The sequence below is a fragment of the Marinobacter sp. SS5-14b genome (assembly GCF_030541005.1).
Lineage (GTDB): Bacteria > Pseudomonadota > Gammaproteobacteria > Pseudomonadales > Oleiphilaceae > Marinobacter.
In genome coordinates this window covers 280,642-295,025 of record NZ_JASSVM010000002.1, presented here as the reverse complement: position 1 = coordinate 295,025, position 14,384 = coordinate 280,642, and the positions used below count along the sequence as shown (strand labels likewise).

14 protein-coding genes are annotated in these 14,384 nt (G+C 57.8%); 8 read left to right on the top strand and 6 right to left on the bottom strand.

What is annotated here, in order from left to right; all coding sequences use genetic code 11:
* Window positions 1-10 precede the first annotated feature (10 nt).
* Window positions 11-706 carry an SURF1 family protein gene (locus QPL95_RS05330; RefSeq protein ID WP_303289968.1) on the bottom strand — a complete coding sequence of 232 codons (696 nt, stop codon included), beginning with the start codon at window positions 704-706 and terminating at the stop codon, window positions 11-13.
* Window positions 707-803: 97 nt separating this feature from the next.
* Between QPL95_RS05330 and QPL95_RS05325 the strand changes: the two genes are divergently transcribed.
* Window positions 804-1,007: a twin transmembrane helix small protein gene (locus QPL95_RS05325; RefSeq protein ID WP_303289967.1), complete on the top strand. Its 204-nt coding sequence runs from the start codon at window positions 804-806 to the stop codon at window positions 1,005-1,007.
* Window positions 1,008-1,020: 13 nt separating this feature from the next.
* Here QPL95_RS05325 and QPL95_RS05320 read toward each other — a convergent pair whose 3' ends face one another.
* Genes QPL95_RS05320 through coxB form a run of 4 tightly spaced genes read right to left on the bottom strand, consistent with a single transcriptional unit; the run spans window position 1,021 to window position 5,302 of the window.
* A complete protein-coding gene (locus QPL95_RS05320) occupies window positions 1,021-1,908 on the bottom strand; it encodes a cytochrome c oxidase subunit 3 (RefSeq protein WP_303289966.1) in 888 nt (295 codons plus the stop codon).
* A 16-nt stretch (window positions 1,909-1,924) separates the two neighbouring features.
* Window positions 1,925-2,521 (bottom strand): cytochrome c oxidase assembly protein, encoded by a 597-nt coding sequence (locus tag QPL95_RS05315; protein ID WP_303289965.1) that lies wholly within the window; start codon window positions 2,519-2,521, stop codon window positions 1,925-1,927.
* Between the two features lie 15 nt (window positions 2,522-2,536).
* Window positions 2,537-4,120, bottom strand: coding sequence for a cytochrome c oxidase subunit I (ctaD, locus tag QPL95_RS05310; protein ID WP_303289964.1), 1,584 nt, complete (start codon window positions 4,118-4,120; stop codon window positions 2,537-2,539).
* A 57-nt stretch (window positions 4,121-4,177) separates the two neighbouring features.
* On the bottom strand, window positions 4,178-5,302 hold the full coding sequence (coxB, locus tag QPL95_RS05305) for a cytochrome c oxidase subunit II (protein WP_303289963.1): 1,125 nt from the start codon (window positions 5,300-5,302) through the stop codon (window positions 4,178-4,180).
* Between the two features lie 259 nt (window positions 5,303-5,561).
* On the opposite strand from coxB, the gene QPL95_RS05300 reads away from it, so the two are divergent.
* The 7 genes from QPL95_RS05300 to QPL95_RS05270 all read left to right on the top strand — a co-directional run bounded on the left by QPL95_RS05300 (window position 5,562) and on the right by QPL95_RS05270 (window position 12,383).
* Complete coding sequence (locus tag QPL95_RS05300; protein ID WP_303289962.1) at window positions 5,562-6,833, top strand: MATE family efflux transporter; 1,272 nt, start codon at window positions 5,562-5,564, stop codon at window positions 6,831-6,833.
* A gap of 192 nt (window positions 6,834-7,025) precedes the next feature.
* Complete coding sequence (locus tag QPL95_RS05295; protein WP_303289961.1) at window positions 7,026-7,676, top strand: hypothetical protein; 651 nt, start codon at window positions 7,026-7,028, stop codon at window positions 7,674-7,676.
* Window positions 7,677-7,692: 16 nt separating this feature from the next.
* A complete protein-coding gene (locus tag QPL95_RS05290; protein ID WP_303289960.1) occupies window positions 7,693-8,328 on the top strand; it encodes a methylamine utilization protein in 636 nt (211 codons plus the stop codon).
* Complete coding sequence (locus tag QPL95_RS05285; RefSeq protein ID WP_303289959.1) at window positions 8,328-10,607, top strand: bifunctional diguanylate cyclase/phosphodiesterase; 2,280 nt, start codon at window positions 8,328-8,330, stop codon at window positions 10,605-10,607. The genes QPL95_RS05290 and QPL95_RS05285 overlap by 1 nt, the downstream gene beginning before the upstream one ends.
* Window positions 10,600-11,475: a DUF3034 family protein gene (locus tag QPL95_RS05280; RefSeq protein WP_303289958.1), complete on the top strand. Its 876-nt coding sequence runs from the start codon at window positions 10,600-10,602 to the stop codon at window positions 11,473-11,475. Before QPL95_RS05285 ends, QPL95_RS05280 begins: the two co-directional genes overlap by 8 nt.
* Window positions 11,475-11,921: a group 1 truncated hemoglobin gene (locus QPL95_RS05275; protein ID WP_303289957.1), complete on the top strand. Its 447-nt coding sequence runs from the start codon at window positions 11,475-11,477 to the stop codon at window positions 11,919-11,921. Before QPL95_RS05280 ends, QPL95_RS05275 begins: the two co-directional genes overlap by 1 nt.
* 75 nt (window positions 11,922-11,996) lie before the next feature.
* Window positions 11,997-12,383, top strand: a complete 387-nt coding sequence (locus QPL95_RS05270) for a DoxX family protein (protein ID WP_303289956.1) — start codon at window positions 11,997-11,999, stop codon at window positions 12,381-12,383.
* A gap of 3 nt (window positions 12,384-12,386) precedes the next feature.
* Here the strand turns inward: QPL95_RS05270 and QPL95_RS05265 are convergent, their stop codons facing one another.
* The gene (locus QPL95_RS05265) at window positions 12,387-14,183 is read right to left on the bottom strand and encodes a diguanylate cyclase (protein ID WP_303289955.1); all 1,797 of its coding nucleotides are present in this window, start codon (window positions 14,181-14,183) and stop codon (window positions 12,387-12,389) included.
* Window positions 14,184-14,384 lie beyond the last annotated feature (201 nt).

The window sequence follows — 14,384 nt, the reverse complement described above, 5'->3', positions numbered from 1 at the left end:
TTATTGTTTTTTACTCGCTACGCTTATAACTCGCTACTAACGTTAATATAGTCAGCGCTGCGGCAAGCGCAAACCACTGCACCGCATATCCGTAATGGGTTTGCGGACCCATCACATCCGGCGCCCGGTCCGCCCGGTAGGCGCCGGGTTGATCACTGTCGGCCAGCATCACAATCATCGGGGCCGTTTCAGCCACCTCTCTGGCGACAACATCTCTGGGTAACGCCTGCACTCGCCGGGGCCAGTCACCCACCGCTGGCTCAGCTTCAGCCAGCACCGGTGGCTCCGGATACTCCGCCAGCCGCCCCTCCAGAGTGAAGAGCGCATCCGGCGTTTGGGTCTCTGGTAGCTGATCCCGGGTACGCGCGCCCTGTACCCAGCCCCGATTAACCACCACCGATGGTCCTTCCAAAGGCACAAACAGTGTCAGAACTTCGTATCCGGGCACCCCGTCACGGGTCCGGTTATCCAGCAACCAGGTCTGTTCGCCATAAAAACCGGTGAGGGTCACTGGCAACCCGGGTTTGAGATCACCGGCAACCAGCTCAGGCCAGGGAGCAGTACTCGCTTTCTGTTGCCAGGCCTGAAGCAGGATGTGCTTTTCACCAGCCCGGTTCAGTTGCCATACTCCCAGGCTGAGAAGTAGTGGCAGGAAAAGCCCGGAGAACACCAGCAGGCGCCAGTCGAACTGCCATTGACGCGCCATTAAAACGACCTACCCATGCTTTGCTATAGTGAATACACGCTTCGGGCACCGCCCGGAAATCCCAACCTCATAAAATCTGATAATAACGGGATACTCCATGCTCAAATTTGCCATCGTCATACTGCTTCTGGCCGTTCTCGCCAGTCTGTTCAGTGGTCTGTTTTTCCTGATCCGCGATGGCGGCAAAACCCGGCGTGTGGTGAACTCTCTGGCCATCCGGGTCGCGCTGAGTGTCCTGCTGCTCGCCCTGGTACTGATCTCGCTCTGGACCGGAAGCCTGACACTCAACCCGACACCCTGATGACCATTCCCGATCAAATCACATAAACAAAAACGAACAGGCCCAGCCAGACAACATCCACAAAATGCCAATACCAGGAGGCCGCCTCGAAACCAAAATGGTTATCGGCCGTGAAATGCCCCTTGGTAATGCGAATCAGCATAATGACCAGCATCAAGGTACCCAGCATCACGTGGGCACCGTGGAAACCGGTAAGCATGAAGAAGGTACTGCCGTAGATGCCGGATTGCAGGGTCAGATCCAGGTCGTTGTAGGCGTGGGCGTACTCGTAGCCCTGAACGAACATGAACACCACCGCCAGAGCAATCGTCAGCCCCAGCCATAACTTTACCTTCGCCCGGTTACCCGCCTTCAGAGCATGGTGAGCAACGGTCACCGTGAAGGAGGAGGTCACCAGAAGAATGGTGTTGATCAATGGCAGTCCCCATGCGCTGATAACCTCTTTTGGCCCTTGATAGGCTTGTGGGTCCGGGTTGCTGACCAGTGGCCAACTTGCCTGAAAGCCCTCCCAGAGCATGTTGGTACTGCCCTTATCGCCCTCACCGCCGAGCCAGGGCACCACAAACACCCTCACATAGAACAGCGCGCCGAAGAAGGCTGCAAAAAACATCACCTCCGAGAAAATAAACCAGCTCATGCCCCACCGGAACGAGCGGTCCATCTGGTCGCTATAGAGGCCTGCCCGGCTTTCACGGATCACGCTTCCGAACCAGCCAAACAGCATGTAGGCCATGATCAGAGCGCCTATCCAGAACATGAACCAGGCGCCGGTTGTACTCTCGCCCTGATTGCCGTTGACCATGATCGACGCAGCGCCATACAGGGTCACGCCCATGCCAACGGTAGCGATAATGGGCCATTTACTCTGCTCGGGAACGTAATAGGTCTGGTGATCCGCCATAGCTGTCTCCGATGGCTTAGCCGTTATTGTTGGTTGTTTTGTCTGCCCGTACCGGGCCAGAGACGTTCGCTGGCTGGCCCTGATCATAGAGGGTGTAGGACAGGGTCAGCTTGGTAATATGTTCGGGTATGTCCGGGTCCACAATAAACACCAGCGGCATTTCAACGCTTTCTCCGGCTTCCAGGGGTTGCTGGTTGAAACAGAAACACTCGGTCTTGTGGAAATACAACGTGCCTTCTGAAGGCGACAGGCTGGGCACAGCTTGCCCCACCATGGCGTGATCGGTGGGGTTGGCAGCAAAGAAATTTACCGCTTTCGACTCACCCGGGTGCACCTTCACACTGCGAACCACCGGCCGGAACTCCCAGGACATCCCCGGGCCGTTGCTGGCCAGGAACTGCACGGTAACCGTGCGATTCTCATCAACTTGGCTGCTGGCGCTGGCTTCATAGCGGCCCCCGGTCTTGCCATTGATGCCAGTAATCTCACAAAACACGTCGTACAGAGGCACCAGCGCAAACCCGAAGGCAAACATGCCAACCACCCCGGCCATGCACCAGGCGATCACCCGGCTGTTACTGCGCTTGCCCTGTTGTGGTTGCTGTTCGGCCATAGCTACGGCTCCCGGTTATTTCACTTCCGGTGGTGTGGAGAAGGTGTGGTAGGGAGCGGGTGACGGAACTGTCCACTCCAGACCCTCTGCGCCATCCCAGGGTTTTGCGGCCGCTTTCTCACCACCACGCACGCACTTCACCACAATAAACAGGAACAGCAGCTGGGTGACGCCGAACATGAACGCGCCAATGCTGGACACCATGTTGAAATCGGCGAACTGCAACGCGTAATCCGGAATCCGCCGCGGCATGCCCGCCAGCCCCAGGAAGTGCATCGGGAAGAACGCCAGGTTCATGCCGACAAATGACAGCCAGAAGTGTGTCTTGGCCAGGGTTTCGTCATACATGTGGCCGGTCCACTTGGGTAGCCAGAAGTAGGCCGAGGCAAAGATGCCAAAGATGGCTCCGGGCACCAGCACATAGTGGAAGTGCGCCACCACAAAGTAGGTGTCGTGGTACTGGAAGTCTGCCGGGGCGATGGCCAACATCAGCCCGGAGAAACCGCCGATGGTAAACAGGATGATAAAGGCGACGGCAAACAGCATCGGCGCCTCAAAGCTCAGTGAGCCCCGGAACATGGTGGTGACCCAGTTGAACACCTTTACGCCGGTGGGGACGGCAATCAGCAGGGTGGCGTACATAAAGAACAGCTGCCCCGCCAGCGGAATGCCCACGGTAAACATGTGGTGCGCCCATACGAGGAAGGAGAGCAGGGCAATGGCGCCCACGGCATACACCATGGAGGCATAGCCGAACAGCGGCTTGCGGGAGAACGCCGGCACGATATGGGAAATAGCCCCGAAGGCCGGCAAGATCATGATGTACACCTCTGGGTGCCCGAAGAACCAGAATACGTGCTGGAACAGCACCGGATCGCCGCCGCCCGAGGCATCAAAGAACGAGGTGCCGAAGTTGATGTCCATCAGCATCATGGTGACCGCACCGGCCAGTACCGGCATCACCGCAATCAACAGGAAGGCCGTAATCAGCCAGGTCCACACGAACAGCGGCATTTTCATCAGGGTCATGCCCGGAGCCCGCATGTTCAGGATGGTGGCAATCACGTTAATGGCACCCATGATCGACGACACGCCCATGATGTGCACCGCAAAAATGAAGAAGGTGGTGCTCGGCGGCCCGTAGGTCGTCGACAGTGGTGCGTAGAAGGTCCAGCCGAAGTTGGGAGCGCCACCCTCCATGAACAGAGTGGAGACCAGAATCAGGAACGCACAGGGCAGCAACCAGAAACTCCAGTTGTTCATCCGTGGCAGGGCCATATCCGGAGCCCCGATCATCAGCGGCAGCATCCAGTTGGCCAGCCCCACAAAGGCCGGCATGACCGCACCAAACACCATGATCAAGCCGTGCATGGTGGTCATCTGGTTAAAGAATTCCGGCTGCACAATCTGCAGGCCCGGCTGGAACAACTCGGCCCGGATCACCATCGCCATGCTGCCACCCAGCAGGAACATGGCAAAGCTGAAGATCAGGTACATCGACCCGATGTCTTTATGGTTCGTGGTCAACAGCCAGCGGCTGATGCCTTTGACCGGGCCGTGGTGATGTTCCTGGCTGTGGGTATCTGCAACCGCACTCATGAAAACCCCCGTTACCGCCGTTTGTTATGGCTGGTGATTATTGTTATCTGGCGTCGATTACTGCTGATTCTTGTAATCAAAAATTTCTTTGGGCGTGACCATTTCACCGGTGTTGTTACCCCAGGCATTCCGCTCATAGGTAATCACCGCCGCCAGGTCAACCTCGCTCAGCTGGCCACCGAAAGCCTGCATCGCTGTGCCGGATTTGCCGTTCACCACGATGTCGATGTGCGCGTTCATATCCTCGAGTGCGATCTGGCTACCCTTCAACGCCGGGAAGGCCGGCGGCATGCCGGTACCGTCTGCCTGGTGGCACGAGGCACAAGCGGTGGCGTAGGCTTTTTCGCCCCGGGCCATCAGGTCTTCGAGGGTCCAGTCTTTCTCGGTCAGCTGACGCTCCGCCTCGGCCGCCGCTTTCTGCTCGGCCACCCAAGCCGCGTACTCTTCTTCTGGAACGGCCTTAACCACTACCGGCATGAAGCCATGGTCCTTGCCACACAGCTCGGTGCACTGACCGCGGTAAGTGCCGGGTTCATCCACACGGGTCCAGGTTTCGTTGATAAAGCCGGGGATGGCGTCTTTCTTCACACCGAAAGCCGGCACCCACCAGGAATGGATAACGTCATTCGCGGTCAGCAAAAAGCGCACTTTCTTACCGACCGGAATCACCAACGGGTTATCCACCTCCAACAGATAGTTTTCACCCTTGGCCTGACGGTTCTCGATCTGGTCCCTGGGTGTCGAAAGGCCGGAGAAATAGCCAAAGTCGTCGTTGATATACTCATACTGCCAGCGCCACTGGTAGCCGGTAATCTTGATATCCACTTCGGATTCGCTGGTGTCGTACATATCCATCAGGGTCGCGGTCGCGGGCACCGCCATGGCCACCAGAATCGCCAACGGAATAATGGTCCAGAGAACCTCCACGACTGTGTTTTCATGGAAATTCGCCGGTTTATAGCCCTGGGACTTACGGTGGGCAAAAATCGACCAGAACATGACCCCGAACACCACCACGCCGATGGCTACGCAGATCCATAGAATGGTCATGTGAAGGCTGAAAATCTCGTTGCTGGTACCGGTTACGCCCGGTGTCATGTTCATGGTCCAGTCGGCCATGACCACTGCCGGCAGCAACAGACCAGCGACTAGGGCAATTGCCCGCTTGGCATGCACGCGCATACTGTGTCTCCACAGAGTGTTATTCTTGTCGGATTTTGCGTCATCCCTCGACGATAGATACCGGCGCTCGCAACACCGGAACAACCGCGAGTGAAAGCCTGCTTATGGATACATCAATGATCAGTGTAGACACAGATCAAAAAAAGACTAAAAAATCATTAAATCTAAAATGGATAAATAATCAGTTTTGATAACCCGAACACATAAATCATTCGTCCGTGCCACCGACCGACGCCTCTGGATATTGGCCTGGCCACTGATGCTCACCAACCTCACCGTGCCCCTGCTGGGCCTGGTGGACACGGCCGTGCTCGGTCATCTGGACAGCCCCGAGTACCTGGGTGCCGTGGCGGTGGGGGCCAACCTGTTCAGCATTCTGTACTGGACATTCGGCTTCATGCGCATGGGCACGACGGGGCTGGCAGCCCAGGCCTGGGGCCAACGGGACTCGTTCAACCAGGTGGCACTGCTGGTGCGCTCGCTGATGCTGGCGGTGGCCATCGGTCTGTTGCTTATCCTGTTCCACCGTCCGCTGATTTCTGTCGGCCTGCAGCTGATGAACCCCAGCCCGGACGTCGCCGCACTGGCTGCGGAATATGCCGCCATAAGAATCTGGAGTGCCCCGGCTGTGCTTTGCCAGTACACTCTGGTGGGCTGGCTGATCGGCACCCAGTTCCCGCGTGGGCCCATGGTGATGCTGATTATCGCCAATGGCATCAACATTGTGCTGGACGTGTTCTTCGTGACCGTGTTGGGCTGGAACAGCCGGGGTGTCGCCATGGCGACCGTCATGGCCGAATACGGTGCCACCGCCATTGGTGTCATGATCGTGCTCAGGCGCATACCGGAGGGCCAGCAACTGACCCGGGAGCTATTCGGTAAGCTGTCGGATTATCTGCGCATCCTGCAGGTGAACCGCTACATCATGGTGCGCACCATCGCGCTGCTGCTGTGCCTGGCCTTTTTTACCGCCCAGGGCGCCCGGCAAGGCGACATCATTCTGGCCGCCAATGCCGTGCTGATCACCTTTTTGCTGGTGATTTCCAACGCTCTGGACGGCTTTGCCAACGCCGCGGAAGCGCTGATTGGCGAAGCCATAGGCAAGGGCAGCAAACGGCAGTTCAAAGTCGTATTCAATAGCGCCCTGCGCTGGTCGCTTTGGGGCGCACTGTTGCTGACCGTCACCTTTGTACTGGGGGGCCGTTGGCTGATCAGCCTGTTGACCGGTATTGAAGAGGTACAAACCACCGCCTGGCAGTACCTGCCATGGCTCTGGCTGCTGCCTTTTTCCGCCGTTTGGAGTTACCTGCTGGACGGCGTATTCATCGGCGCCACCCGCACCCGGGAAATGCAGAACACCATGCTGTTTTCTGCACTCGTAGTGTTCCTGCCGGTGTGGTGGCTGACGACCGGCTGGGGCAACCACGGACTGTGGTTGGCGCTGATCAGCCTGATGCTGGCCCGGGCCGCCAGCATGGGCTGGCTGTGCTGGTGCTACACCCGTGATGATCGGTGGTTCAGGCAGCCATAGGGGCTTTCTCCTGACCGTTGGCGTGTAATTTAATCTGCGGCCACAGCACTCCCTGAAATCTTGGCTACAATAATCAGAAACGGCAGGCATGTTGAGGTAGCCAGCCCCCGCTTCCCTGCTCTCGGTTGCTCCTGGATAAACCAAGGAGGCGCCTTGCGACCTCAATTCGTACAGACATCGGCATCTCCTGCAATGACACCACAGGCAGTCCTCGAGATTATTGATCAGGCACGGCGGAAGGAAGCCCGCTCTGGCACCTTTCTTCGGCAGATGAAAGAGAAAGCCAGCCGGCTGCCAACGTCGGTTACCGTCGATGGCTACAACCCTGCCACCTGCCTGTTCCAGTTCGCCATCGAATACATCGAAATGGCGCCGCGGCTTATTGAATGCGTGGATGCCTGTGCCCGTGAAGCCGGCATACAGGATTTGTTTCAACCATTCATCGACGCAGCCGCCCGATACTTTACACAGCCTTCCGTTTTGCTAGTAAAGTATGACGGCCTGGATGGCTTGCTGATTCGTGCCTACCTGTGCCATCGCCTGATGGAAGAAATGCACGACAATAACCGTTCGATCCGGGCCAGCGAACTGATTGACCTGGAAGCAACTCGCGCAAATCTGTTGGTTCACGAATTGATCGGTGAGCCCTTTGCCAATGAACTGGACGATTCCATTACCATTACCGTACTGCAGATTGCCGGAACACCCGACTACTACAGCCTGGATCTTGAGCCCTTCGTTAACCAGGTCAATAACCGGGCCTGGGACTGGATGCGCCAGTTTTGGGAGCACCTGCTGGAACGTAACCACATCCATTTTTCACTGAGCCCGGGTGCATTCTGAAAGGCCGTATCTATTCATGAACGCATTGATCACAGGTTTACTGGCATTGTTTTCGATGGCATCCCTGGCCGAAACCCGGGTGCTTGACCTGGCGCTGTCGTCCGCGGACGGCCCGGTGCCGGGCGCTCTGGTGTTTTTCGATTATGGCCCCCCACCTCAGCCGGTCAGTACTGAAATCTACCAGAAAGACCGCCAGTTCCATCCGCCGGTTCTCGTAGTGCCCGCCGGCTCCCGCGTCGAGTTTCCAAACCGGGACACCACCCAGCACCATGTGTATTCCTTTTCGCCGGCGAAAACCTTTGAGCTGGAACTCTATACTGACCGCCCCGAAGCGCCGGTCGTTTTTGACAAACCGGGCACTGTCGAGCTGGGCTGCAATATCCACGATCACATGCAGGCCTTCGTTTTGGTCATGGCCCATGGTGCCTATGGGCAAACCGATGCCGAAGGCCGGGTGCGGATACCCGTTCCGGCGCCTGCAGAGAGCACCATGAGCGTTCACATCTGGCACCAGCGGCTAACCGACAACACCCGACCAGAACAGCACCGTGTTCGCATTGATCAACCGGCCGAAATTACGCTGGAACTCGCCCCCGAACCCAAGGCCGACAGTGCGCTGGATCGGCTGCAACAAAAATTCCGGGATCTCTGATGCTGTTACCGCTCCAACTTGGTTTCCGCGGGCGCCTGATCGCCGCTATGGTGGGCCTGGTAGTACTGGTCAGCCTGTCGATCGGCGGCCTGTTTATGGCTTATCTGTTTGAGGAAGAGAAAGCCCGGGCCATGGCGCAGCTGGACATTGCCGAACGCCTGACCAGCGAAGTGATGCAACGGCGAACCGCCCTGGAATTGTCTCGCCTGTCGGTACTGGTTCAGGACTTTGGTTTTCGCTCTGCGATCGCCAGCGGAGACGAAGCCACCATCCGAAGCGCTCTGGAGAACCACAGCCGGCGAGTCGGTGCAGAATTTGCGCTGGTGCTCGACCAGTCCCGCCAGGTGCTCGCCAGCACTCGGGACGGCCTGCAACCTGACATTCCAGGTCAGATGTTCAAAGCCGCCGCCAGCCAGGGCCATGACCGCCACCTGCTTACGCTGAACCAGGCCGGGTACGAACTCTTGCTGGTGCCGGTGCAGGCGCCGGGGCTGCGGGCGTGGATGGCCGCGGGATTCCGGATAGACCAGGAGCTGGCCGACGTGATCGCCCGACTTTCGGGCGCAGAAGTGACGTTTCAGGCCAACGCAGGAGACTCGGGCAAACTGCTGGATAACCCCCAGTTCTTCTCCAGAACGCTGCCACTGGCAAGCGACAACACGGATATTCAGGCAGTGCTGATGATCAGCCGTGAAGAAAGCCTCCAGCGTTATTTCCAACGGGTTGTGGAGATCGCATTTCTGGTTCTGGCGATCGTGGCGCTGGCCACCGCACTGGCGCTGGTTCTGGCCCGCTCACTGGGCAAGCCTGTGCGCCAACTCGCCGACTATGCAAGAGCGGTAGGTAACGAGCCGCCACCCGCCATTCCCGATATCCGGACAGGCGGTGAAATTGCCCAGTTAAGCCAAGCCTTTACCGACATGGTCGCCCGCCTGAAAGAGCGGGAAGAACACATCCGCCACGCCGCAACACACGATGATGTAACCGGCCTTGGCAACCGCAATGCCTTGATCCAGTCGAGCCGGCAAATTTTCCGGGAGCATCACCCCTACAGCGTGATCGGCATTCGACTGGAAGAGCTTTCCGAGATCAACGACACCCTGGGCCTTGAATTAGGCGACAAGGTGTTGGTGGGCACCGCAGACCGGCTGCGCCGCCACCTTGCTGGGGCAACCCTGCTGGCCCGCACCGGCGGCGATGAATTTCTGGCGATTTTACCGGCCATGTCGCCACGGGCGCTGAACGAACGGGCACAAACCCTGGCCCAGCACCTGCAGTCCCCCTTACCCGTGGACAACACACCGTTTTCCCTGCGGATCACTCTGGTGACCATGGCGCTGCCAGACGACGCGACCGACCCGAACCAGTTTCGTCGCCGCCTGAATCTGACGTTTGAAAAAGCCGGTGATAATGCCTCTTCCGTTACCCGGTATCAGCCCGGCGAAGACGAAAACCACCTCAGGGAACTCCGGCTGATTTCCGATCTGCATACCGCCATTAAAGAAGGCGGGTTGACCATGAACTATCAGCCCAAACTGGATTTTCGGACCGGCGAGCTGGTTCAGGCAGAAGCGCTGGTGCGCTGGATTCACCCGGAACTGGGATTCATTTCGCCCGAGGAATTCATCTTCCTGGCCGAACGTTCGGGGCAGATTCATGACCTGACCGCTCACATACTCAAACTGGTCGCCCAGGACGCCCGCGCCTGGCAGGAACAGGGCCTGGATATCGGTGTCGCGATCAACCTGTCGGCGATGGATCTTGCCTGGCCCGGACTGACCGAATCTATTGCCCGTCATTTTGAAGGCTGGCCAGGGGGCATGAACCGGATCACCTTTGAGGTAACGGAAAGCGCGGTGATGGATGATCCGGACAAGGCCCTCACCACCCTGAACCAGATCAGGAGTCTGGGTGCTACCCTGTCGGTAGACGATTTCGGCACCGGCTATTCGTCCCTGTCCCAGCTACGCACTATGCCGGTTCAGGAGCTGAAAATTGACAAGTCGTTTGTGTTGAAACTGGACTCCGAACCACAGGATCAGCTGATTGTCCGCTCCACCATTGAGATGGCCCACGGCCTTGGGCTGAAAGTGGTCGCAGAGGGCATCGAAAGCATGGCCGCCTGGGCGCTGCTGCAGGACTGGAACTGCGACCTGGGCCAGGGCTTTGCCCTGAGCCGCCCGGTACCACTGCGAGAGCTGATCACCACCGCCCGGGCACTGAACGAAAGGATACCCGAACTGGCCGCCACCCAAACGGAGACAACTCACTATGAATAGCTACCTTCTGGCTGGCCTGCTGGTGTTGTTTGGTGCAACCGATGCCTGCGCGAAAAGCCCGGGCAGTCGGATCTGGGCCACCGGCGGCGTGACCACCATTGAAGGCGCCGCCGGGGGTGGGCTGGTGCCCTGGGCTCTGCTAAGTGGCTACGCCAGCGATGAAGAGTGGAGTGGCACCGTCAACCTGAGCCAGACCCGCGTTGATGACTACAGCCTCTCTGTTGAAGCCGCCAGCCTGAACTGGCGCAACCGGATTGAAGTGTCCGCCGCTCGCCAGACTCTTGACCTGGATACACTCGGCTTCGTACTGAAAGACCAATTCGGCCTCGCCCAGGACGAACTGCGCCAGGATGTGTTCGGGCTGAAAATACGGCTGTTCGGCGACGTGCTCTATCATCCCTGGGGGCAGTGGTCAGCCGGTGTTCAATACAAGCGCCAGCAGGATTTTACCGTGCCGGAGGCCATCGAGGCCCGCGACGACAGTGGTGTTGATCTGTTATTCAGCGCCAGCAAAGTGTTTTTTGCCAGTGTTCTTGACCGCAACCTGCTGGTGAACGGAACCGTTCGTGGTACCCGGGCCAACCAGGGCGGGCTACTCGGGTTTGGCGGCGACCGCAAGAACCACTATCAATGGATGGCCGAAGCCAGTGCCGGGCTCTTTATCAATCGCGAGTGGCTGGTGGGTGCCGAATACCGGCAAAAACCAGACAACCTCAGTTTTGCCGGGGAAAACGACTGGTGGGACGTGTTTGTCGCCTGGGTTCCGGACCGCCGGCTATCGTTAACGGCGGCCTGGGTCAATCTCGGTGATATTGCCTCACTGACCGATCAGCAGGGTGTCTATCTGGCCTTACAGGGGAACTTCTGATGCTGGCACACGCAACGCACTTACGACTGTTCTGGGCTCTTGTGCTGACGGTCCTGACCACCGGCTGCCAGTTATCACCCGCCCAGCCAGATCAGAGCCTGTACCAGCAGTTGGGCCAGCGCGCGGGCATCGCCAACATTGTTGAAGACCTGCTGTATCTGATTGTGGACGATGAACGCATCAATCAGGCGTTCAAAGGCACTGATGTAAAACAGTTCCATCGCAATCTGACAGACCAGCTCTGCGAGCTCAGCGGTGGCCCATGCACCTACACCGGCCGTGATATGAGAAAACTGCACGCCGACATGGCCATTACCGACACCCAGTTCAACGCTCTGACAGAGAACCTGATTCTCGCTATGGAACAAAACCAGGTTCCCACCGGCGCCCAGAATCGACTGCTAAAAGCTCTGATACCACTGTACCCGGATATCCGCCACCTTTAAGGGCACCGAGTAACCCGCTAAACTGCGGCTCCTGAATAATTCACGCTTTTCTGAACCACCCCGGAGAATACACTCTTGCTGGACAACGCGGACCTTGGAAAACTGATAATCCGGCTCACACTTGGCGGCCTGCTGCTGTTTCACGGTGTGGCGAAACTTCTGAACGGCATTGGTTTCGTCGAAAGCCAGTTGGCGAGCCATGGCTTACCAACGATCCTCGCCTATGGCGTCTACATCGGAGAAATCCTTGCGCCATTGATGGTGATCCTCGGTTACCAGACACGGATTGGCGCACTGATTATCGTGTTCAACATGATCGTCGCCATCGCACTGGTTCATGGCCATCAGCTGCTAACCCTGAACAGCAGCGGAGGCTGGTCTCTGGAGCTTCAGGGCTTCTTCCTGTTTACTGCCGTAGCGATGATTTTCCTGGGGCCGGGAAAGTACAAACTCAAGAACTGACGCTCAGGCGTGGGTGGTCGGAGCGACCTGGTCTTCACTCCATACGACCACCCGGTTCCGGCCGCTGGCCTTCGCTGCATAAAGAGCCTCATCGGCATACCGTATAAGCTCCTGGCTGGAAGCGCCCTGGTCAGGCATCAGCGTTGCCACGCCAACACTGATGGTGAGGCTGACCGGTACCATGTCATCCCCGGTGTACACCGGTGTTCGGGCAACCGCCTGCCGCAACCTCTCAGCAACCAAAAAAGCACCTTCACTCTCGGTGGACGGCAGTAACGCGGCGAATTCCTCACCGCCATAGCGGGCAATCAGATCACCGGAACGCTGGATTTCGTTTTTAAAGACCTCCGCCAACGCCACCAGGCAATCGTCACCGACCAGATGCCCCATGCTGTCGTTCACCTGTTTGAAGTGATCAATGTCCATCAACACCAGGCTTAAAGGCTGCTCGTGCCGCAAAGCCCGATTCCATTCAATCGCCAGCTTTTCATCAAACCGACGACGGTTGGCAACGTGAGTCAGCCCGTCTGTCAGGCTGATGGCCTTCAGCTGTTCATTTGCCTCCTGCAATTCTTCGGTACGTTCCTGCACCCGTGTTTCGAGGGTCAGGTTGGCCTGCCTCTGAACATCCAGTGCATGCTCCTGGGCGGCCTGCCGGCGCTGGCGCTCCAGGTTAATCCGGTAGGCGAGGGCGAAGGACAACAGAACCGCCTCCATCGCCACCCCCGCCTGGGGGGCCAATTCGGTAAACGGGCTGCGGGGTATCCAGCCCAGCTTACTGATAGCAAGCACCAGATGGCCGATCAATAACGGCGTCCACGCCAATACATAGAACCCTGCCAGCACCTGGCCCCGGCGCCAAATCAAGAGACCGACCGCCCAGGCAACCGGTGTGATAACGGCAGCCATGGCACTAACCAACATAATGCCCGACTGATAAGGCCCGAATAACCCGTAAAACACCGTGATCAGCGCCACCAGGCGAAACATCTGATACAACCGGTGGCTCCAGAGACTGTAGTGGCGAATGGCCAGAAACTTCATGGAGAAGGTCACTGCGCAGAACAACGCGACTCCCACCGCAGGTACCGTAAAAAAGCGGTTAATGTCAGGCGAGTCAGGCCACAACCACTGGAACAGCAAGCCATTGAAATTCAACTGCACAAGGCCTGTGGCGACAACCGCCAGTACGTACCATAAATAGGTTACGTGCCGCACGATGGCAAACAGGAACAGGTTGTACAGGGCCAGAGAGAACACAATGCCGACAAACATCGCCTGCCAGCCAAAGGAAATCTGTTCGTTGGCCAGAAATGCTGCCGAGGGGGTTACCGATACCGGAACCTGTATCGAACCCTGGGTGCGTATCCGAATCCAGGCAGTGGCCGGTTCGGTCAGGGAGGGGACCAGGAAAACAAAGTTACGGTGCACAATGGGCCGACTGCTGAACGGCAGGGTGTCACCCGTGTGATGGGTCTCAACTATTCGGCCTGCGGTCTCCCAGTGCACCGACACGATATCCAGCAGGGGATAGCTGATTTCGAGCACCCGGTTGACCGGCTCCGGGGGCACCGGCACTTTTAACCAGAAGGTGCCGTCGCTGAAGCCCTGGTTAAGGGTCTCGCCCGCCGCTATCGACTGCCACTGGTCATCAGAAGCGGATTGAACCTCGGCAAGACTGAGCTCATCCGAAGGTGCTTCCAGCCACTGAAAAGCCACCGGGTCTGCCACCACCACGGCACTCGTCAGCCACAACAGCATAACCAGACTGATGTTCAGTAAACGGCGGGATAGCCCCATTAATACGTATCCGTTGTCCAGTAAAAGGAGATAACTCTAGTGTAGCCGGATATCCGGCACGCGTCCCCGTCCAGCACCTCGTTGGGCTCAACCACCCCGCCATTGATCATCTGCGGACAGCAGGATATCGTCTATCTGCCCAGCCTCGACACCAGCACTGCAAGTAAGCGCATAAAAGCCAAAAGAAACCAATATTTCTTT

Coding starts and splice junctions, on each gene's coding strand:
- QPL95_RS05330 (WP_303289968.1), bottom strand. CDS start 706: ATGGCGCGTCAATGGCAGTTCGACTGGCGCCTGCTGGTGTTCTCCGGG.
- QPL95_RS05325 (WP_303289967.1), top strand. CDS start 804: ATGCTCAAATTTGCCATCGTCATACTGCTTCTGGCCGTTCTCGCCAGT.
- QPL95_RS05320 (WP_303289966.1), bottom strand. CDS start 1,908: ATGGCGGATCACCAGACCTATTACGTTCCCGAGCAGAGTAAATGGCCC.
- QPL95_RS05315 (WP_303289965.1), bottom strand. CDS start 2,521: ATGGCCGAACAGCAACCACAACAGGGCAAGCGCAGTAACAGCCGGGTG.
- ctaD (WP_303289964.1), bottom strand. CDS start 4,120: ATGAGTGCGGTTGCAGATACCCACAGCCAGGAACATCACCACGGCCCG.
- coxB (WP_303289963.1), bottom strand. CDS start 5,302: ATGCGCGTGCATGCCAAGCGGGCAATTGCCCTAGTCGCTGGTCTGTTG.
- QPL95_RS05300 (WP_303289962.1), top strand. CDS start 5,562: ATGCTCACCAACCTCACCGTGCCCCTGCTGGGCCTGGTGGACACGGCC.
- QPL95_RS05295 (WP_303289961.1), top strand. CDS start 7,026: ATGACACCACAGGCAGTCCTCGAGATTATTGATCAGGCACGGCGGAAG.
- QPL95_RS05290 (WP_303289960.1), top strand. CDS start 7,693: ATGAACGCATTGATCACAGGTTTACTGGCATTGTTTTCGATGGCATCC.
- QPL95_RS05285 (WP_303289959.1), top strand. CDS start 8,328: ATGCTGTTACCGCTCCAACTTGGTTTCCGCGGGCGCCTGATCGCCGCT.
- QPL95_RS05280 (WP_303289958.1), top strand. CDS start 10,600: ATGAATAGCTACCTTCTGGCTGGCCTGCTGGTGTTGTTTGGTGCAACC.
- QPL95_RS05275 (WP_303289957.1), top strand. CDS start 11,475: ATGCTGGCACACGCAACGCACTTACGACTGTTCTGGGCTCTTGTGCTG.
- QPL95_RS05265 (WP_303289955.1), bottom strand. CDS start 14,183: ATGGGGCTATCCCGCCGTTTACTGAACATCAGTCTGGTTATGCTGTTG.